This is a genomic window from Streptomyces sp. ASQP_92, from assembly GCF_025399895.1.
In the GTDB taxonomy this organism is placed as follows: Bacteria; Actinomycetota; Actinomycetes; order Streptomycetales; family Streptomycetaceae; genus Streptomyces.
Genome location: NZ_JAODUA010000002.1, coordinates 307,636 through 326,231, shown reverse-complemented (window position 1 = coordinate 326,231; position 18,596 = coordinate 307,636). Strand labels below are relative to the sequence as shown.

Here is an 18,596-nt window from a genome sequence, read left to right as displayed (position 1 = left end):
CGGTCAGTGCCGGTCGCGGCGCTTGCGCAGCCGGCTCACGATGAACCAGATGACGAAGACGACGAGCGCGATGAAGAGGACGAGCAGGATCAGCAGGACGATCCCGGCCTTCTTGAAGAAGCCGCCCTTCTTCTTTTTCTTGGACTTCTTGGCCTTCGACGCCGTGATGCCGGACTTCAGCGCGACGGTGTGCTGGCCGGCCCGCGCCGAGGCCTGAGTCGCACCGCCCAATGCGCTTGTGGGCGCGGCCTGTTGGGCCGTGACAGCGGTGGCGACGGCGGCACGCGGGGCGGCCTCGGCCGCCACCGGGCCCGCCGCGAGCGAGGCGCCGAGCACGAGGGCGAGCAGGACGGCCGCCCTGCGCAGCGGCCCCGGGCCGGTCTTCGTCGTGCGGGTGGAACGTGGTTCTTGCATGGTGGGTCATCCCCCAAGGACGCTCGGTGCGGCGGACCTGCCGCAGGCTGTCTGTATCTGTTACCCGTCAGGCGGTTCGTACGCGCCGTGGGCCGTATCCGTCAGTGGTGCACCGCGACGCCCGCCGTGGTCTCCACCTCGATGAGCGAGGCGCTGTGCCGCTCCGCCTCGAACGCGGCGTGGCCGCCGCGCAGGCCGAACAGGCGCTTGACGAGCAGGATGTAGAGGACCGCGAGGATGTTGAGCGTCAGCGTGGCGATCTTCACCCAGCTGACCTTCTCGGTGAGCTCGTAGATCTCCAGCGGGAGGAACATCGCCGTGGCGACGACCGTGAGGTACTCGGCCCAGCGCTTGGCGCGCCACAGTCCGACGGCCTCGACGATCTCGATCAGCGCGTACACGAGCAGCGCCACCGCGACGATCACCAGCGTGGAGTGCTTGTAGTCGAAGGTCTTCTGGACGGTGCCGACGACCGGCGAGTGGTCCAGGTCGTAGTGGAAGTGGCGGAAGACCGGCCGGAACACGTCGAGGTACTCGTCGAAGAACCGGCGCACCGCGTCCTGGCTGTTACTGAACTTCCACACCGCGATCGCCACGAGCACGATGAACACGCCGCGCACGGCCCGCTCGAAAGCCAGGAAGCGCAGGATGAACAGATCGCGCAGTACCTTGCCGCGCGGCACCAGCGGCGCCTCGTCGGCGGGGCCCGACCCGTGCGGCGCGCCCAGGGCGAAGTCCCCGCAGCGCAGACAGCGCCAGGCCTCGCCGAGACCGGTGTCGGCGCGCAGCCGCTCCCGCAGCACGTCCTCGTGCGGCGCGTACGTCACGTGGCCGCGGCGCGCACAGGTGCGCCGGTCCCAGTCGATCTTCATGCTCTTCCTCCCGTGAGGCCCGCGGGGCGGGCCGGTGTGCTCACTGGGACCGTAGTGGACCCTTGTCGTGGACGTGCCACGGGGTCGCGTCCGTTGCGTAACGCGTCCGTGCCGGTTGGCGGACGGTCTCCTCAGGGATCCGGGACGTCGCGGCGCGCCGCCGGGGATCGTGGGGGCGAGAATGCGCCGATGAGTTCCGCGATCTCGACTCCCTCCGCCGCGGCCGACGAGCGGTTCCTGCTGGCGCTCTCGGCGGCGTCCGGCGCCACCGACGCGTTCGCCTTCCTCTGCCTGGGAAAGGTGTTCGCCGGAGTGATGACCGGCAATCTCGTCCTGGTCGGCGCGTCGGTGGGCGCCGGGGACCGCGCGGTGGTGCCGCGCGCCCTGACGGCCCTCATCGGGTACGCGCTCGGCGCGGCCGGGGTGGCCCTTGCCGGGGCGCGCCGGTCACCGCGTCCGCTGCTCGCGGTCCAGACGGCGCTGCTCGCCCTCGCGGCGGGGGGCTGGGCTCTGGGGTCCGGGCGTTCGCTCGGCTCGCAGCTGGTGCCGCTGCTCGCGGCGGCTCTCGCGATGGGGGTTCAGGCGCGGGCCTGGTCCGCGCCGACCACGTACTTCACCGGTACGGTCACCGGCCTCGCGGGACGGCTCGCCGACCGGGCGGCGGGGCACGGGGACCGCTGGGTGGCGGGACGGCTGGCGGCCGTGGTGGCGGGGGCGGCCGTCACGGCCCTGCTCGTCCAGTGCTGCCCCCGGGCCGGGGGCGGCGCCGGGGTGGCGCTGTGTCTGGCGGCCTTCGCGCTGCTGCCCCGCGGCTGACCGGATCCGCATATGCCGGGTGCCGGACCCCGCTCAGGGCCGCCGAAACCGGTCGCCGTTGGCATATGTCACGAGCACCACCGTATCGAGTGTTGCCAAATCCCTTACGGGGCATCGCTCCCTGTGCAAGAGTCGTAACCGGTCCACTTCACCAGACCAGGCTCTACCGCGGCCGCATCGGAGAACGTCATGCCGTCCCATCTGTTCGCGGACCGTCCCGCTCCTCAACCGCCCGAGCGGGGCACGGTCGACGCACTGATCACGCAGACCCGCAGGCTGCGCGGGGGCGTGGACGCGGTGCGCCGCGACGTTTTCGTGGACGACGACGATGCCCAGGTCCGCTGGCAGCGCGCCCTGTGCGATCTGGCGGTCCATCAACTCGACGACCTGGGCGCGCACTTGGACCAGTTGCGCGACGGCCCGACCGCCGAAGAACAGGACGCCGCGACGCTCGCCGTCGAGAACGCGTTCGGCGCGGACCCGGAGACCCCCGGTCCGCTCAGCCGGGTCGGCAGCGCCGAGTGGAATCTGCTCACCGACGCGGTGAGCTGGTCCGAGGAGCTCTTCCAGATCTTCGGCCGCCCCCCCGAGAGCGGCGGCATGTCGCTCGACGAACTGCCCACCGTGGTCGTCGACGAGGACCAGGCCCTGCTCACCGCCATGGTGACGGGCGCCCTGGTGGACGGCAGGCCGATCGACGGCGAGTTCCGGATCGTGCGGCCCGACGGCACGGTCCGTACGCTCCACATGATGGGCGAGCCGGTGCTCGACGCCGACGGCTGCACGGCTTCGATGTGGGCCGTCCTGCGCGATGTGAGCGAGCTGCGGCGCGGTCAGCGCGCCGTGCGGGAGAGCCGCGACCGCCTCCAGCGCGAACGCCGGATCGCGCGGACCGAGCACCGCCTCGCGGTCGAGTTGCAGGAGGCCGTGCTGCCACCGTGGCGGGGCTCCCTGCGCCTGCCGCACGGCGGGCCCGGCGCGCTCGACATCGCCGCGCACTATCTGCCGTCCTCGGCCAGCGACCTCATCGGCGGCGGCTGGTACGACGCGCTCGAACTCCCGGGCGGCGCCTCCTTACTGACCGTCGGCGATCTGACGGGCCACGGCGTGACGGCGACCGGCGGCATGGCGATGCTGCTCGGGGCGCTGCGTGGCATGGCCGTCGCGGGCATCGGGCCCGGCCCCCTGATGGGCCATCTCAACCAGCTCCTGGAGACGACCGTGCAGCCCGCCCTGGGCAGCGCGGTCTGTTGCCGTTACGAGCCGGCCCGGCGCAGGCTCGTCTGGTCCGGGGCCGGCCACCCCGCCCCGCTGCTGTTCCGCGGCGGGACGGGGCGGGCGCTCGGCGCGTCGGGCGGGGTCCTGCTCGGTGCCACGCACGGGGCCGCCTACGACCAGGCCGAGGCCACCCTGCACGAAGGCGATCTGCTCGTCCTGCACACCGACGGGCTCACCCGGCGGGGCGCCTGCGACGAGAGCGACCAGCGCCGACTGCTCGCACTCGCCCCGCTCTTCGACGGTGGCCGTACAGCCCAGGACTGCGTACGGATGATCGTCGAGGAGTTCGGCGAGCACGAGCGTGAGGACGACGCCTGTGTGCTGGTGGCCCGCATCGGGTCCTGACGCCCGGGGCTTGTCACACACAGGCCTTCTCTACTACTGGCACATCTGAACGGTCAGTACATCCGAACTGCCGGCGCGGCCCGTCCGAACCACGGCCCTGCGACCGCCGCCCTCTTGAGCCACCCGCCGGGCGGGCCTAGATGTCCGCGACCCGGCTGCGCTTCACCGGTGCCTGGGGCAGGGCGAGTTGGATCTCCTCCCGCAGATCCTGGATCTTTCCGTACCCGGCGTACTGACTGGTGAGCCGGTACATCTCGCGCAGCCGGTCCCAGGTGCGGTGCGAGGAGGTCTCCCCCATCGACACCAGCGCCAGGCGGGCGTAGCGGTCCGCCTGTTCCGGGTCGTCGGCGATGAAGCAGGCCGAGGCCAGTGAGATGTAGTCGAAGATCTTCGAGCGCTGACGGCCGCCCACCCGCAGTTCCAGGGCCTGTTTGGCGTGGTGTTGCGCGATGGTGGCCGCGCTCGGATCGTGCTCGGCCAGCGTACGGAAGGCCAGCGCCTCCATGCCGTGCAGGTCCGCCTCGTCGAACATCTGCATCCAACTGGGCGGCGGCACATCGCCCTTGTCGGAGACGAAGAGTTCCTCCGCCTCACCGAGGGTGCGACGCATCGCCTGGCCGCGCCCCAGCGACGCCTGCGCCCAGGCCTCGATGGTGTGGAGCATGGCCCGGGTGCGCGGCAGGGTCTCCTCGCCCGAACCGGACTTGGCGAGCTTCATGAGGTCGAGGGCCTCGCCGGGGCGGCCCAGGTGGACCATCTGGCGGGCGGCCCGGGAGAGGGCTTCGCCGGCGCGGGGGCGGTCGCCGCCCTCACGGGCCGCGTGGGCGGCGATGACGAAGTACTTCTGGGCGGTCGGCTCCAGGCCGATGTCGTGCGACATCCAGCCCGCGAGGACGGCGAGATTGGCGGCGACGCCCCACAGGCGCCGCTGGAGATGGTCGGGGTGGCGGTAGGCGAGCATGCCGCCCACCTCGTTGAGCTGGCCCACCACCGCCTTGCGCTGGAGTCCGCCACCCCGGGAGGCGTCCCAGGCGCGGAAGACGTCGACCGAGCGCTCCAGCGCGTCGATCTCCTGCGATCCGATGGGGGCGGCCTCATAGCGGTCGAACCCGGCGGGATCGGCGTGCAGGGGGTCGTGGAGGCGGGGGGCGTCGGCCGAGAGTACGGGGTCGGTGTGCAGCCAGTCGTGCATGGCGCTGCTGAGTACTGAGCCGGTGGCGAGCGCGGCGCCCGCGCCCACCAGACCGCGTCGGTTGAGCATGAGGTCCATTCCCGTGAATTCGGTGAGGACCGCTGCCGTCCGTTCGGGCGCCCACGGAAGGCCGTCCGGATTCTTGGAGTTCCTGACGTCGTTCCGCTTTCCAGCGCGCCCGTGCCGGTCGAACCCGAGGTCCTCGATGGTCACGACACGGCCGAGCCGCTCGGTGAACAGCGCCGCCAGCACCCGGGGAACCGGATCGCGCGGGGTCTCCCCCATGTCGATCCAACGCCTCACCCGTGAGGTGTCGGTGGCCAGTTGGGGGTGGCCCATGGCCGCCGCCTGTCGGTTCACCATTCTCGCGAGTTCACCCTTGGACCATCCGGCGAGGCCGAACAGGTCGTTCAGGCGGGTGTTGGGTTGTCCGCTCACGTCAAGCCCCCAGGTTCTCGGCTGAGTTGACAGTAATCCCCCTGTCAGATGCGGCGCGAGTATTCGCCAGGGTTCGCCAGGGCACGCCAGATGGTGTGCCACCCGCGGCCGGGTGTCAGGTAAGAGAGCGCCACCCCGACCCGGGGGCCGGACCTCATTCCCCAGGGTGCGGCTCGGCCACCGGGGCGGGTAGCGCACGCAACTTGTCGGCACACGAAGGGATCTGTCACCCCCATGTACACAGCATCGTCCTCCGTGTCCACGCCGCCCCGGCCGCACCGTCCTCTGGGAGCGGGTGGCGGACCGTATCTGGACCCCACCCACGCCGGATCGGCATACGGCGCGAGCCGGATGCCGCGCCGCTCCGGCACGGGCACACAGCCGCTCAGCGGAAGAATCGACCTGTCCGGCCCCCAGGGTGCCCAACTGCGCATCGCCATCGCCTCGGTGCAGCGGATCTGTCCTGAGTTCAACCCGGTGCAGGTGCTGCGGCACAGCGGACGCTCCGTACTGATCGTCGGCACGACAGGACGCACCACGGCCGTCGCCAAGTGTTTACTGGACCACTCGCCGGCCTGGGCCGAGCGCTTCCGGCACGAAATAGCGGCATATCGCGCGTTCGTCCGGCACCGCCCGCCGGTGCGGGTGCCGCGACTGATCGCCGCCGACCCGGACAACTGCACCCTGGTGATCGAGCGGATGCCCGGCCGGGCCGCGGCCCTCACCCGACATCCGGTCGAGGCTCCGCCCCGAGCCGACGTCCGGGCCGCCCTCGGCGCGATCGCGCGCGTCAACGCCTGGCGGCCGCCCGCCGAGATGTTCGGCAGGCCCCTGGACTACGCGCCGCGCATCGCCCGCTACCACGAGCTCGGCCTGTTCACCGACCGGGATCTGAGTGACCTTCAGAAACTGGTGCACGGTCTGGCCCTCTCGGGCCGGGTGGACTGGCAGTTCTCGCACGGCGACGCGCTCCTGTCCAACATCCTGCTCTCGCCGGCCGGTCCGGTCCTCGTCGACTGGGAGCACGCGGGCTGGTATCTGCCCGGGTACGACCTGGCGACGCTGTGGGCGGTGCTCGGGGACGCCCCGATGGAGCGCCGGCGGATCAGCCAGGCCGCCCAACTTGCGGGCCCCGCCTCGCGGGACGCGTTCCTGGTGAACCTGATGCTCGTACTGACCCGGGAGATCAGGACGTACGAGACGGCGGTGCAGCGCACCATGCGCGACGCGGCGCCGGCGAGCGCGGCGCAGAACCACCCGCCGGGTGTGCCGTCCGCGGGGGAACAGCAGAGGCTGCTGCTGCGCAGGCTGCACGACGACTGCGCCCTGGCGCGGCGGGCCGTGCGGGCGGCGGTCGGCACGCGCTGACGACCGGTCCGAGGGGGAAGCGCGCCGCGCGCCCAGTGCCGACACACTGGGCGCGCGGCACGCTGTCGTGGGCCTAGCGCACCCGGACCACGTCCACGTCGGAGGCCTTGACGAACGCGATCCGGTGGCCGATCTGCACCGTCACATAGCGGGTGCTGCCGGGGAAGTACGTGTGGTCGTAGGGGTACGACGAGTCGATGGTGGGGGCGTAGAAGTATCCGGCGGGTGTCGGTGTTCCGCCGGGGTAGGACTGGCCGGCCTTGATGGTGTAGGCGAGCGGGGTGCTCACGCGAGGCGCCGTGAAGTCCGCCGGGTAGTCGCCGGCCGCCGGGTAGGCGGTTCCGTAGACGGGCACATCGGTCAGGCCCGGCTTGGGGCGTACGACATGGCCCGCGGTGGGGGTGGTGGTGCGGGTGTGGGCGGGGCTCTGGAGCCAGGCCTCCTGCCCGTACCACCAGATCGCGGTCCAGCCGGGCTTGCGTTCGGCGACCACGGCCTGCTGGCCGGCGCTGATCTTGCTGCCCCAGTCGTTGGCGCAGTTGGTCCCGGGCGTGCCGGGCGGATGGAGGCCGGGGTCGGCGAACAGCGGCGCGTCGGTGGACGGTCGGGTGTACAGCGGGACGGCGCTGGAGGGCGCGGCCGGCAGGTCGACGTTCTTCTCGCAGTCGCGGAAGGCCTGGACGTTCTTCTTGAACACCGGGTCCACGGTGACCAGTTGACCGCCGGGGCGGCCGGTCTGTTCGGTGGGCCTGCCGAGCAGGGACATGAAGTGGTTCCAGTCCCAGTACGGCCCCGGGTCCCAGTGCATGGCCGGGGTGCCGGCGGCGGTGGTCGGCGGCACGTTGTCGTGGCCGAGGATGTGCTGACGGTCGAGCGGGATGTCGTACTTGGCAGCGAGGTAGCGCACCAGCGCCGCCGTGGAGCGGTACATCTCGGGGGTGTACCAGGCGGCGCCGGCGGTGGCGTAGCCCTCCTGCTCGATGCCGATGGACTCGGAGTTGATGTACCAGTTGCCGGCCTGCCAGGCGACGTCCTTGGTCTTCACCATCTGGGTGACGTGCCCGTCGTTCGACCGCACCACATAGTGCGCGGAGGCGGCCCGCTTGGGGTCCTGGAAGATCTTCAGGGTGGTCGCGAAGGTCTCCTCGGTGTCGTGCAGGACGATGTACTTGATCTTGTTGGTGCCCGGGCGGTCCGAGACGTCGTAGTTGCCGTACGTCTTCTTGTCGGCGGGGTCGCCGGTCTGCTGGTAGGCCGCCGGAACCCAGTCGCAGGTGAGGGTGCGCGGGCACTCGGTGTCCGGCCCGGCCGCGCCCGCCGGGGAGGCGGGGGCCAGGGCGAGGCCCAGGGCGCCTGCCGTCGCCGTCGCGAGCGCGAGTCTGATCCTCTTCTTGGACGTCATGGACAACCCTTCTTGCCGGGGGTGCGGTGGGTTCTCTCGCCGTGCGGCGCGCGGGTCCGCGCGGGGACACACTGTGACCCGCGATGACGCTTCGTCAAGTGGTCGTCGCGGAAAGCGACTTGTGTCAGTGGGCGAGACCTGTGGCGGGCGCGGCATCCCCAACATGCCGGCCGATCCCCTCCCGCCCCTCCTGGGGCTCCGCCCCAGACCCCGCATCGCGCCTTAAGGGCGCTCGTCCTCAAACGCCGGACGGGCTGAAATGCCTCCATACGGGCCGGCACCGGTCCTGCCAGGGGCGCGGGGAACTGCGCGACCAGCCACACACGCCCTGCGGACGAAGGCGGGTTTCTTGGGGGCGCGGGGAACTGCGCGAGAAGCGACCACGGCCCGCGGACGAAGGCGGGGTTGGGGGCGCGGGGAACTGCGCGACCAGCCACACACGGCCCGCCAGCCGACAGCGGGTTCAGGGGCGCGAGGAACTGCGCGAGAAGCCGCCACGGCCCGCGGACGGAATCGGGGTTAGGGGCGCGGGGAACTGCGCGACCAGCCACACACGGTCCGCCAGCCGACAGCGGGTTCAGGGGCGCGGGGAACTGCGCAAAAAAGCGGCCACGGCTCGCAGCCGGAGTCGGGGTTGGCCTGGCGATGCGCGGTGGCCTCAACTGCCCCCGGGCGGGCCCCAGCGCGTGGGACATGAAGCGGCCCGGCACCTCGGACGGGAGGTGCCGGGCCGGTCGCGGGCGTGTCCGCTCAGCTCTGCTGGAACAGCTCCGCGGGCAGCGGCTTCAGGAGGGCGTACAGGTCGTCGGTGATCGGCCGGTCCCAGCTGGCGATCGTGACCAGGACGTTGTCGCTGCGGTCGAACTGCACGCAGGAGATGCGGCTTTCGGAGAGCTTGAGGCGGCGCACGATCAGCAGGTTGTCGCCCTGCATCACCGGCATGTCCTCGCTGCCGACGACCTCGATCGGCTCGTCGTTCTCCAGCGCCACCAGGAGCTGCGCCACCTCGAAGGGGACCTGGCCCTCGGCCATCTCGCGGGCCGGGGATCCCTCCGGCAGATTGCCGATGATCATCGCCGGGCCGCGGCCGCCGAACAGGTCGTAGCGCAGGAAGACACCCTGGCAGCTGCCGTCGGGGGCGGGCAGCAGACCGGCACCCAGGTTGCCGGGCCAGTCACCCGGGTCCATGGCCAGGACATCGAAGTCCGGGCCCGCGGGGGTGGCGGCGCTGCGGCGGCGGAGGAAGGACATGCCGTCAATGGTACGTGCCCCCGGTGCCCCGGCGGAGCCGGGCCCGGCGCCCTGGGCGGTTCGGCGCGGGGCGCGGCCCCGGCTCCCTCGCCGTGTCAGGGCTCGGGGGCCGGGGCCGGGTCACCGGGCTCAGGGGCCGGGGACGCCTCGGATGCCGGCGCCCCGGGTCTGGTGGGGCAGCAGCCCGGCCAGACCGCCGCGGTCGGTGCCCAGCTTGCGGAAGGCGCCGGAGAGCAGGAGCTCCACGGTGCGTTCCTTGATGCCGAGGTCTTCCGCGATGCGCCGGTTCTCCCAGCCCTGGGCGGCCCGCTCGGCCACCGCCTTCTCCTGCGAGGTGAGCGAGTCCGAGTCGACGGCCCGCAGCTGGAGCGGGCGAAGACCGGAGGCGGCGAGTTCCTCGCGGGCCCGCGCCGCCAGAGCGTCGGCCCCGCAGAGCGCGGCGCTCTCCAGGCCGCGCATCAGGAGGTCGGCGGCGTCCTGGGGCAGCCCGGCGCGGCTGAGCATCGCGCCGTGGTCGACCAGGGCCTGGGCCAGCTCGTAGGCGGCCGGCGACCGTTCGAGTTGCCGGACGGCCTCGGACATCAGGGCCAGGCTGTCTGCGCCGGAGGCGACCTTCGCGGCCGCGTGCAAGGCTCGGCCGATGGCGCCCGGGGTGCCGAAGCGCCGGGCGATCTCGACTCCCTCCTGCGCGATCGCGGCGGCCTCGGCGGGATCGGTGTGGGCGATCGTCTGGGCCAGGAGCGGCCGCCACGGGCACCACATCGGGTTGCGCATGCCGCGCGGTTCGAGCCTGCGGCCGACCGCGCGCAGCCGTTCCTCGGCGTCGGTGCGCAGCCCCCGGGCGAGGAGGAGTTCGCTGTAGACGGTCTCGGAGTCGGGGTAGACGACGGCGTTGGGAACGACCTGGCCGTAGTTGTAGGCGTCGGACAGTTCCTGGGCCTCCTGCACCCGGCCGCGGGCGAGCAGGATCTCGATGAGGATGCCGAGCGCGAACCACTGGGCGGGGATCTGCTGGCCGACCCGGTCGGCGATGCGCAGGCCGCTGTGTACCAGGTCCTCGCCCTCGGCGAGCCGGCCGCGGTGGAACTTGATGTACCCCAGGAGCGTCAGGCCGAAGGAGAGGTGGGCGCCGCGCCAGCCCTTGCGTTCGCAGTCGGCGATGCCCTGGGTGAACAGTTCGTCGGCGCGGCCGGGCTGGTCGCAGTACATGAAGGTGAGCGCGACCAGGACGGGCACCTCGAAGCCCCAGTCGTCGTCGGTCCAGGGCAGCCCGCCCTCCAGGGCCTCCTCGGCGTAGCGCAGGGCGGTCTCGGCGGGTTCGCCGCGCACCATCGCGTCCCAGGCGCGCAGGCCCAGGATGTAGCGCTCGGCCTTGCCGCGGGTGGTGAGGTGCTCGGCGAGCCGGGCCAGGCTGCGCGAGCGGGTCGGCGAGTCCTCCTCGTCGGCGCGGAACGCGTTCCACTGGAAGGTCTCGGCCTGCATGCGCAGCCGGGTGCGGGCGCTGGAGGAGTGTTTGGCCTCGGCGGCCACGAGGGCCGCGGCCTCAGCCATGCGGTCGGTGTGGGCCAGAGCCTGGGCGAGCCGGTAGGTGACGGCTTCGCGCAGTTCCGGGGCGAGTTCGGGCTCTTCGAGGGCGGCCTTGAGGTGGTTGACGGTGGTGGCGGGCTCGTTCAGGAGCGCCGAGCAGCCCAGTTCGTACAGCACCTCGGCGCGTTCCTCGAGCGCGGGTGGTTCGCGCAGGGCGCGGGAGAGACAGCGCCGGGCCGCGTCCGGGGCGCCGGCCCGCAGATAGTCGCGGGCTGCGGAGCGCAGTTGGCGGACCGCCCAGCGGTCGTTCTCCGGATGCATTTCCAGGATGTGCCGGGCCGCGGCGGTGGCGCCGAGTCCGGCCTCGGTGACCGCGAAGGCGGCCTGGCCGTGCATCGCGACCCGCATGGCCGCCGGGATGGCCCGGTAGACGGCGGTGCCGACGAGCGGGTGGAAGAAGTCGAGCCGGCTGGAACCTTCCGCCGGCGCGGCCAGGATGCGGGCGTCGCGCAGTCGCTCGACGGCGTCGGCCATCTCCTCGGCGCCCAGTCCCGCGACCCCGGCCGCCATCTCCCGGTCGGCGTCGGTGCCGAGCACGGCGACGGCCCAGGTGAGCCGTACCGCGGAGGGGCCGAGCCGCTCCAGGCGCTCGATGAGTCCGCTGCCGCGTACCGCGGAGGCCAGCTCGCGCAGTTCGCCGGCGTTGGCGTACTGCGGTTTGATGCCCCGGTCGCGGATCCTGGCGACGAGTTCGACGGCCTCGTACGGATTGCCCGCGGTCAGCGCCCAGCACTCGCGGGCGAACAGTTCGTCGCCGCCGTCGCCGAGCACACCGCGCACCAGGTCGCTGACGGCGGCCGGGGTGAACGGTGACAGGTCCAGCGGGCGCGAGCCGTGCCGCATGGCGAGCCGGCGGAACTCGGCCGCGTGGCGCGGGAGTTCCTCGGGCCGGTAGGCGACGACGATCAGCAGGGGCAGGTCGCCCGCGCGCAGCGCGAAGGAGCTGAGCCAGGCGAGCGTCTCCTCGTCCGCCCAGTGCGCGTCGTCGACGACCAGCACCACGGGCGCGTACTGGACGGCGAAGCGGGTGACGAGCCAGTCGAGGCCGTCCCGCACGCCCTGGGGGTCGGGTGAGACCCCGCTCTGTCCCGCGATGAGGCCGACGGCGGGCGCGACGATGTCGTACCAACTGCCCAGTATCTTGCGGTGTTCGGCCTCGGTGGTCGCGGCGAGCACCGGCTGCACGAGCTGGCGCACGACGTGGAAGGCGACGCCCTCCTCCTGCTCGCTGCCGCGTGCGGCCAGCAGGGTGCAGCCGCGTGCGGCGGCTTTTCGCCGGACTTCGGCCACCAGTGTGGTCTTGCCCAGGCCGGCCGATCCGGCGATGGCGAGCAGGCCGCCGTTGGCAGCGCTCCCCTCACCGGCCCGGCCGCACAGATCGTTCAACATGCTGTCGAACACCAGCAGTTCTTCGTCGCGCTCAAAGAGCGTCCGGCGCGGAGCTCCGCCCCGACCTCTCGTCTCCGCCACAGCGGTTCCCCTTCTGGCAGTAGCGCCGAGCCTACGCCCCGGACACGTACCGTGACATGAATAACCTACTTCCGTCTTCTCCTTGACTCGTTAAGTTGGCTGAATCCATGGGCGGTTGGGCTCGGAATGTCCCCGAGGGGCGCCAGGAAGGGCCGCGTACGCCCCCGGCGCGCTGTCGGGCTCCGGCGTGATGCGACTGGTCACCGGCCCACCGCCCCTTGATGATTGAACGACGTACGGAGTACTAAGGAGGCGGTGCCGTATGGGCAGCACTGGCAGAGTCCGGTCGGCCCGGACGCGGACGGGGTTCGTTGACATTCCCTTCCCGGCGCGCAGGCATCCCCGGCACGAGCTGGCCCGGCGGCACACGCTGGACTGGCTGTACGAGTTCGGCATGCTGGCCGGGGAGCACGCGACGGCCGAATACGACGCGATGGGCCTGGAACGGCTGATGGCGTACTTCTATCCGGATGCCTCGGACGCGCATTTGGCCCTCGCGACGGATCTCAACGCCTGGTTCTTCGTCTTCGACGACCAGTTCGACGGGCCGCTCGGGAAACGCCCCGACGTGGTGGTTCGCCAGATCGACACGGTGTTGCGCACCATGAGCGACGAACCGCCGGTGCCGGGCGAGGCGACGAACCGGCTGGCCGAAAGTTTCCGTGATCTGTGGCAGCGGGTGACCGCGGGAACCCCGCTCCTGTGGCAGGACCGTTTCCGGGCGCACTGGCGGGAGTATCTGACGGCCTATCACTGGGAGGCGCTGAACCGGACCCGCAACGGCACGTTGACGCTGCCTCTCTTTCTGCGCGGCCGCCGGGACTCCATAGGGGTGCAGCCCTGTCTCGACCTGGTGGAGCGCTGTGGGGGCTACACGCTGCCCAGGGAGCTGCACGAGGGGGCGCCCCTGGCGGAGATGAGGGTGATCACCGCCGATGTGGTCATCTTCGTCAACGACATGGTGTCCGTGGACAAGGAGTTGGCGGCGGGCGACGTGAACAACAGCGTCATCATTTTGCTGCGGCAGGAGATGTGCACCGTCGATCAGGCGGTGCGGCGGGTGGCGGCGATGGCCAACTCCCGGATCGCGCGTTTCCAGGAGCTGACGGGGGAACTCGCCGCGCGGCTCGACAAGACCGAGCTGCCCGAGCAGGTGCGGGCCCAGGTGGACGACTACGTCGACGGCATGCGCGCCCTGATGAGCGGAAACCTCGCCTGGTCCCTGGAGACGGCGCGGTACGGCGAGGCGGGCATCGCCGCGGTCAGCGAGGGCCGGCAGCGACCCTGGGCCCAGCTGTTCCCGGAGCAGGCCTCCGGGGAGCGCGAGGGAGCGTAGCGGCTGCTCGCCTCTGCGGCGAGGAGCAGGTGGCCGAGGCCCTCATCCTGCGCTGTCGGCCCGGCAGTTGGGCGCCCGGAGGCGGGCGGGGCGCGTCCGTAGCCGGCACCACGGGGGGTGGCGGCTGCGGACCCGCGCGCACTGCCGCGCCCGGCTGGGCTAGGTGAGGTCGAACTCGCCGTCGCGGGCGTTGATCACGAAGGCCCGCCATTCGGCGGGACTGAAGATCAGGGGTGGGCTGCCGGGGCTGGCGCTGTTGCGCATGGCGATGAAGCCTTCGACGAAGGCGATCTGGACGTCTCCCGCCCCCTGACTGCTCGACCGCCACTCGGCCTCGCTGAGGTCGAGCTCCGGCTTCTCCCAGCCGGAACGGGTGTGCCCCGCAAGGGTCTGCAAGGTGTGCTGGGTGGTGGTGGTGTCGGCCACGTCCGTGCTCCTCCCCGGTGCTGTCGTCCGGGGCCACACTAGCGATCGCGCGGAGGGACGGACAGGCCGCGGAAGGAGTACCGGGGCCCGCCCGTCGCCCGTCGGCCTCAGCGGGTGGGCGGTTCGGCGCCTACCAGCCACATCGAGAAGAACTGGGATCCGCCGCCGTAGGCGTGGCCGAGCGCCTTGCGGGCGCCCTCCACCTGGTGCTCCCCCGCCAGACCGCGCACCTGGAGGGCGGCCTCGGCGAACCGGATCATGCCGGAGGCGCCGATGGGGTTGGTGGACAGGACGCCGCCCGAGGGGTTGACGGGCAGGTCGCCGTCCAGTTCCGTGACACCGGCCTCGGTGAGTTTCCAGCCCTCGCCCTCGGCGGCGAAGCCCAGGTTCTCCAGCCACATCGGCTCGTACCAGGAGAACGGCACATACATTTCGACGGCGTCGATCTCGCGGCGCGGATCGGCGACGCCGGCCTGGCGGTACACATCGGCCGCGCAGTCCTTGCCCGCCTGGGGCGAGACGAAGTCCTTGCCGGCGAACAGGGTCGGCTCGCTGCGCATGGCGCCGCCGTGCACCCAGGCCGCCGGACGGGGCGAACGGGCGGCGCCCGCCCGGTCGGTGAGGATCATCGCGCAGGCGCCGTCGGAGGACGGGCAGGTCTCGGAGTAGCGGATCGGGTCCCACAGCATGGGCGAGGCCTGGACCTTCTCCAGGGTGATGTCGTGCTCGTGGAGGTGGGCGTAGGGGTTCTTGAGTGCGTTGCGCCGGTCCTTGTACGCGACGAGGGAGCCCACGGTGTCGGGGGCGCCGGTGCGCCGCATATAGGCCCGTACGTGGGGCGCGAAGAAGCCCCCGGCGCCCGCGAGCAGCGGCTGGGTGAAGGGCACGGGCAGGGACAGACCCCACATGGCGTTGGACTCGGACTGCTTCTCGAAGGCGAGGGTGAGCACCGTGCGGTGGACGCGGGCGGCGACCAGGTTGGAGGCGACGAGCGCGGTGGAGCCGCCGACGGAGCCCGCCGTGTGCACCCGCAGCATGGGCTTGCCGACCGCGCCGAGCGCGTCGGCGAGGTAGAGCTCGGGCATCATGACGCCCTCGAAGAAGTCGGGCGCCTTGCCGATGACGACGGCGTCGATGTCGGCCCAGGTCAACTCGGCGTCGTCAAGCGCTCGTTGGGCCGCCTCGCGCACGAGACCGGCGATGGACACGTCGTGCCGGGCGGCCACGTGCTTGGTCTGGCCGACGCCGACGACGGCCACGGGTTCCTTGCTCATGACTCCCCCTCCAGGACGGCGACCAGGTTCTGCTGAAGGCAGGGGCCGGACGTGGCGTGCGCGAGGGCCCGGTCGGAGTCGCCGCGGTGGATGCGGGCCGCCGCCTCGCCGAGCCGGAGGAGCCCGGCGGCCATGACGGGGTTCGCGGCGAGCGCGCCTCCCGACGGGTTGACGCTGACCTCCTCGCCGAGCCGCAGCGCCTTGCGCAGGACGACCTCCTGCGAGGTGAAGGGCGCGTGCAACTCGGCCGTGTCCACCGGCCGTTCGAAGACTCCGGCCCGTTCGGCGGCGAGTCGGGTGGACGGCGAGTCGGTGAGGTCGCGCACGCCGAGGCTGTGGGCCTCGATGCGGTGGTCCATGCCGCGGAGCCAGGCGGGCCGCGCGCACAGCTCGCGCGCCCGGTCTCCGGCGGCGAGGATCACGGCGGCCGCGCCGTCCCCGATCGGCGGGCAGTCCCCGGTGCGCAGCGGACGCACCAGGTAGTCGCCCTGCGGGCGTGAACCCCGCACCTGCGCATGGGAGTTGGCGGCCGCGTCGCAGCGGCTGCGCCCGGCGATCGAGGCGAGCGCCGCCTCGTCGGTCTCACCGGCGTCGATGAGCGCCTGCGCCTGGAGGGCGGCGAGCGAGACGGAGTCGGGCCACAGGGGCGCCACGTAGTAGGGGTCGAGCTGCCGGGTCAGCACGTCGCGCACCTCGCCGGGCGAGGACTTGCCGTATCCGTAGACGAGCGCGGTGTCGGCCTCGCCGGTGAGGATCTTCACCCAGGCCTCGTACAGGGCCCAGGCCCCGTCCATCTCCACATGGGACTCGGAGATCGGCGGCCAGGCTCCGACGCCGTCGAGCGCCATCGTGAAGGAGAAGGCGCGCCCGGCGAGGTAGTCGCTGGAGCCGGAGCAGGTGAAGCCGATGTCGCTGGTCTTGAGGCCGGTCACGTCGAGGACCTGGTGCAGTACCGGCATGAGGAGTTCGACCTCGGACAGGTCGTCGGTGCGGCGTCGGTGGTCGCTCTGCGCGAAGGCGACGATCGCCACGTCCCGGCCGGGCCCGGTGGGCGCCATCAGATCAGCTCCTTGTACGTCTCGTAGTCGGCGTCGGGTTCGCCGGTGGGCCGGTAGTGGTCGGGGTAGCGGCCGCCCTCGCTCCACACCGGTTCGACCCGCAGCCCCATCCGCACCTGGTCGTACGGGATCCCGCCGATCCGCCCGTGGAGGGCGAGCCCGGCGCCGTCGAGCGCGATGTGCGCGTAGACGTAGGGCACTTCGATGTCGAGGTTCTTCGCCTTGATGTTGACGATGCAGTACGTGGTGACGGTCCCGGCCGGCCCGACCTCGACCCGCTCCACGGTGGCGACCCCGCAGGTCGGGCAGGCGCCGCGCGGCGGCACGTACACCTTGCGGCAGTCCGGGCACCGCTCGCCGACGGTCTTGCGGGCGGACAGGGCGTTGATGTACGCGGACTGGGCGCGGCCGGGGCTGTAGGTGTAGTCGAGCCTGGCGGGCGCGACGATCCCGGTGACGGCATCCTCGAACTGCCCGCTGTGAGCGACCAGTTGGGGCTTGTCCCCCTCGCCCGGTTCGAAGCAGGCGATGTCGGTGATGGCGCCCGTGCGGTCCGCGGCCCAGCGGACCCGGACCCGCATCCCGCTGTGCACGGCGTCGGGTCCGGGCGCGTCGAGGGCGTGCAGGAGCGAGGTGTCGGCCCCGTCCAGCTTGACGAGAATCCAGGCGAAGGGCCGGTCCAGGGGCTGGCCCCGGCGCGGGGCGGGGTTCCAGGCCCAGGTGGTCACGGTGCCGGTGGGGGCGACCTCGACGAGCTCGCGGATCTCCTCGGCGGTGACGGGGTCGTACTCGACGGGCGGCACCAGCACCCGCCCGTCCCCGGCCCGCACCCCGAGGACGACCCGCTCGCGCAGCCCCGTGAGAAAGGCGCTCTGCACGGGCCCGAGGGACCGGGTGAACGGAAACTCGACGACGAGCGGCGCACGCAACACGTCGGTAGCGGCAGATCCTGCCATGGTCCAACTCCTAGATCCTGGACGACTTGACGCCCGTCCGGCGTTCGGGCCCTCGGGTCGCTGGGGCCACCTAGAGCCCGTCCGGCGTTCGAGACGTGGGGCCACCTACAGCCCGTCCGACATGTGAGACGTGGGGCCACCTACAGCCCGTCCGGCGTTTGAGGACGAGCGCCGTCAAGGCGCGAACGGGGTCCGGGGCGGAGCCCCGGGAGCGACCACCGACCCGCACCCGAACGAGCCCCCGGAGGGTTTCGGGAAGGGGCGGGGTGGGGAAACCTCAGGCCCGCCGATAGACAGGCACCCGCTTCGCGGTAAACGCGGCAGCCCCCTCCTTCGCATCCTCCGTCGCGAACACCGGCCACCCCCGCTCAAGCTCCATCGCAAGCCCCTCCGCCTCACTCATGGACGCCGTGGCGTACACACACTCCTTGACCGCCTCCACCGCCAACGGCCCGCACGCGTTGATCGCCGAGGCGATCTCAAGCGCCGCGTCGAGCGCCGTACCGTCCGGCACGACCCGCCCGATCAGCCCGATCCGCGCGGCCTCCTCGGCGCTGTAGGGCCGCCCCGTGAGCAGCATCTCCAGCGCGTGGGTGCGCGGGATCTGCCGCTGGAGGCGCACGGTGGAGCCCCCGATGGGGAAGAGCCCGCGCCTGACCTCGAAGAGCCCGAACGTCGCACCGGCCCCCGCGACCCGGATGTCGGTGCCCTGGAGGATCTCGGTGCCCCCGGCCACGCAGTACCCCTCGACCGCGGCGATCACCGGCTTGCGGGGCCGGTGGTGGCGCAGCATCGCCTTCCAGTGCAGATCGGGGTCGGCGGTGAGCCGGTCCCGGTAGTGGTCCCCCGCCATGCCCCGCCCGGCGAGGGCCTTGAGGTCCATCCCCGCGCAGAAGTCGCCGCCCGCGCCGGTGAGGACGACCGAGCGGATCGAGTCGTCGGCGTCGGCCTCCAGCCAGCCGTCGTAGAGCCCCACCAGCAGCGGCAGCGAGAGCGCGTTCTTCGCTTCCGGCCGGTTGAGGGTGAGCACCAGTGTGGCGCCTTCGCGCTGCACGGTGAGGTGTTCGGTACCACCCATTGCCGTCCTCCCGTCTCAAGACCTAGAACAGGTTG

General features: G+C 72.0%; 15 protein-coding genes. 4 read left to right on the top strand and 11 right to left on the bottom strand.

Going from position 1 to position 18,596, the window contains the following annotated elements; translation table 11 throughout:
• Nucleotides 1-3: 3 nt before the first annotated feature.
• Together N4G70_RS07530 and N4G70_RS07525 are read right to left on the bottom strand one after the other, a co-directional pair.
• Nucleotides 4-414: a hypothetical protein gene (locus tag N4G70_RS07530; RefSeq protein WP_261711683.1), complete on the bottom strand. Its 411-nt coding sequence runs from the start codon at nucleotides 412-414 to the stop codon at nucleotides 4-6.
• Nucleotides 415-515: 101 nt separating this feature from the next.
• Nucleotides 516-1,286 carry a DUF2127 domain-containing protein gene (locus N4G70_RS07525; protein ID WP_261711682.1) on the bottom strand — a complete coding sequence of 257 codons (771 nt, stop codon included), beginning with the start codon at nucleotides 1,284-1,286 and terminating at the stop codon, nucleotides 516-518.
• Nucleotides 1,287-1,475: 189 nt separating this feature from the next.
• Here N4G70_RS07525 and N4G70_RS07520 point away from each other — a divergent pair, with 189 nt between their 5' ends.
• Together N4G70_RS07520 and N4G70_RS07515 are read left to right on the top strand one after the other, a co-directional pair.
• Nucleotides 1,476-2,102, top strand: coding sequence for a YoaK family protein (locus N4G70_RS07520; RefSeq protein ID WP_261711680.1), 627 nt, complete (start codon nucleotides 1,476-1,478; stop codon nucleotides 2,100-2,102).
• Nucleotides 2,103-2,291: 189 nt separating this feature from the next.
• Nucleotides 2,292-3,725 (top strand): PP2C family protein-serine/threonine phosphatase, encoded by a 1,434-nt coding sequence (locus tag N4G70_RS07515; RefSeq protein WP_261711679.1) that lies wholly within the window; start codon nucleotides 2,292-2,294, stop codon nucleotides 3,723-3,725.
• Nucleotides 3,726-3,861: 136 nt separating this feature from the next.
• On the opposite strand, the gene N4G70_RS07510 is transcribed toward N4G70_RS07515, so the two are convergent.
• Complete coding sequence (locus tag N4G70_RS07510) at nucleotides 3,862-5,355, bottom strand: hypothetical protein (protein ID WP_261711678.1); 1,494 nt, start codon at nucleotides 5,353-5,355, stop codon at nucleotides 3,862-3,864.
• A gap of 234 nt (nucleotides 5,356-5,589) precedes the next feature.
• On the opposite strand from N4G70_RS07510, the gene N4G70_RS07505 reads away from it, so the two are divergent.
• Nucleotides 5,590-6,723: an aminoglycoside phosphotransferase family protein gene (locus N4G70_RS07505; protein ID WP_261711677.1), complete on the top strand. Its 1,134-nt coding sequence runs from the start codon at nucleotides 5,590-5,592 to the stop codon at nucleotides 6,721-6,723.
• Between the two features lie 73 nt (nucleotides 6,724-6,796).
• Here the strand turns inward: N4G70_RS07505 and N4G70_RS07500 are convergent, their stop codons facing one another.
• From N4G70_RS07500 to N4G70_RS07490, 3 genes are all read right to left on the bottom strand, one after another.
• Entirely contained in the window at nucleotides 6,797-8,125 is a 1,329-nt protein-coding gene (locus tag N4G70_RS07500; protein WP_261711675.1) for an N-acetylmuramoyl-L-alanine amidase, read from the bottom strand.
• Nucleotides 8,126-8,875: 750 nt separating this feature from the next.
• Nucleotides 8,876-9,376, bottom strand: a complete 501-nt coding sequence (locus tag N4G70_RS07495) for a hypothetical protein (protein ID WP_114034819.1) — start codon at nucleotides 9,374-9,376, stop codon at nucleotides 8,876-8,878.
• Nucleotides 9,377-9,505: 129 nt separating this feature from the next.
• Complete coding sequence (locus N4G70_RS07490; RefSeq protein ID WP_399034502.1) at nucleotides 9,506-12,364, bottom strand: ATP-binding protein; 2,859 nt, start codon at nucleotides 12,362-12,364, stop codon at nucleotides 9,506-9,508.
• Nucleotides 12,365-12,695: 331 nt separating this feature from the next.
• Between N4G70_RS07490 and N4G70_RS07485 the strand changes: the two genes are divergently transcribed.
• Nucleotides 12,696-13,769 (top strand): isoafricanol synthase, encoded by a 1,074-nt coding sequence (locus N4G70_RS07485; RefSeq protein WP_261711673.1) that lies wholly within the window; start codon nucleotides 12,696-12,698, stop codon nucleotides 13,767-13,769.
• 159 nt (nucleotides 13,770-13,928) lie between these two features.
• Here the strand turns inward: N4G70_RS07485 and N4G70_RS07480 are convergent, their stop codons facing one another.
• The 5 genes from N4G70_RS07480 to N4G70_RS07460 all read right to left on the bottom strand — a co-directional run bounded on the left by N4G70_RS07480 (nucleotide 13,929) and on the right by N4G70_RS07460 (nucleotide 18,561).
• Nucleotides 13,929-14,195 (bottom strand): DUF397 domain-containing protein, encoded by a 267-nt coding sequence (locus N4G70_RS07480; protein WP_388724849.1) that lies wholly within the window; start codon nucleotides 14,193-14,195, stop codon nucleotides 13,929-13,931.
• A gap of 107 nt (nucleotides 14,196-14,302) precedes the next feature.
• Complete coding sequence (locus N4G70_RS07475; protein WP_261711671.1) at nucleotides 14,303-15,469, bottom strand: thiolase domain-containing protein; 1,167 nt, start codon at nucleotides 15,467-15,469, stop codon at nucleotides 14,303-14,305.
• On the bottom strand, nucleotides 15,466-16,527 hold the full coding sequence (locus tag N4G70_RS07470) for a thiolase domain-containing protein (protein WP_261711670.1): 1,062 nt from the start codon (nucleotides 16,525-16,527) through the stop codon (nucleotides 15,466-15,468). Before N4G70_RS07470 ends, N4G70_RS07475 begins: the two co-directional genes overlap by 4 nt.
• On the bottom strand, nucleotides 16,527-17,483 hold the full coding sequence (locus N4G70_RS07465) for a Zn-ribbon domain-containing OB-fold protein (protein ID WP_261711669.1): 957 nt from the start codon (nucleotides 17,481-17,483) through the stop codon (nucleotides 16,527-16,529). Before N4G70_RS07465 ends, N4G70_RS07470 begins: the two co-directional genes overlap by 1 nt.
• A 277-nt stretch (nucleotides 17,484-17,760) precedes the next feature.
• The gene (locus N4G70_RS07460) at nucleotides 17,761-18,561 is read right to left on the bottom strand and encodes a crotonase/enoyl-CoA hydratase family protein (RefSeq protein ID WP_261711668.1); all 801 of its coding nucleotides are present in this window, start codon (nucleotides 18,559-18,561) and stop codon (nucleotides 17,761-17,763) included.
• Between the last annotated feature and the right edge of the window lie 35 nt (nucleotides 18,562-18,596).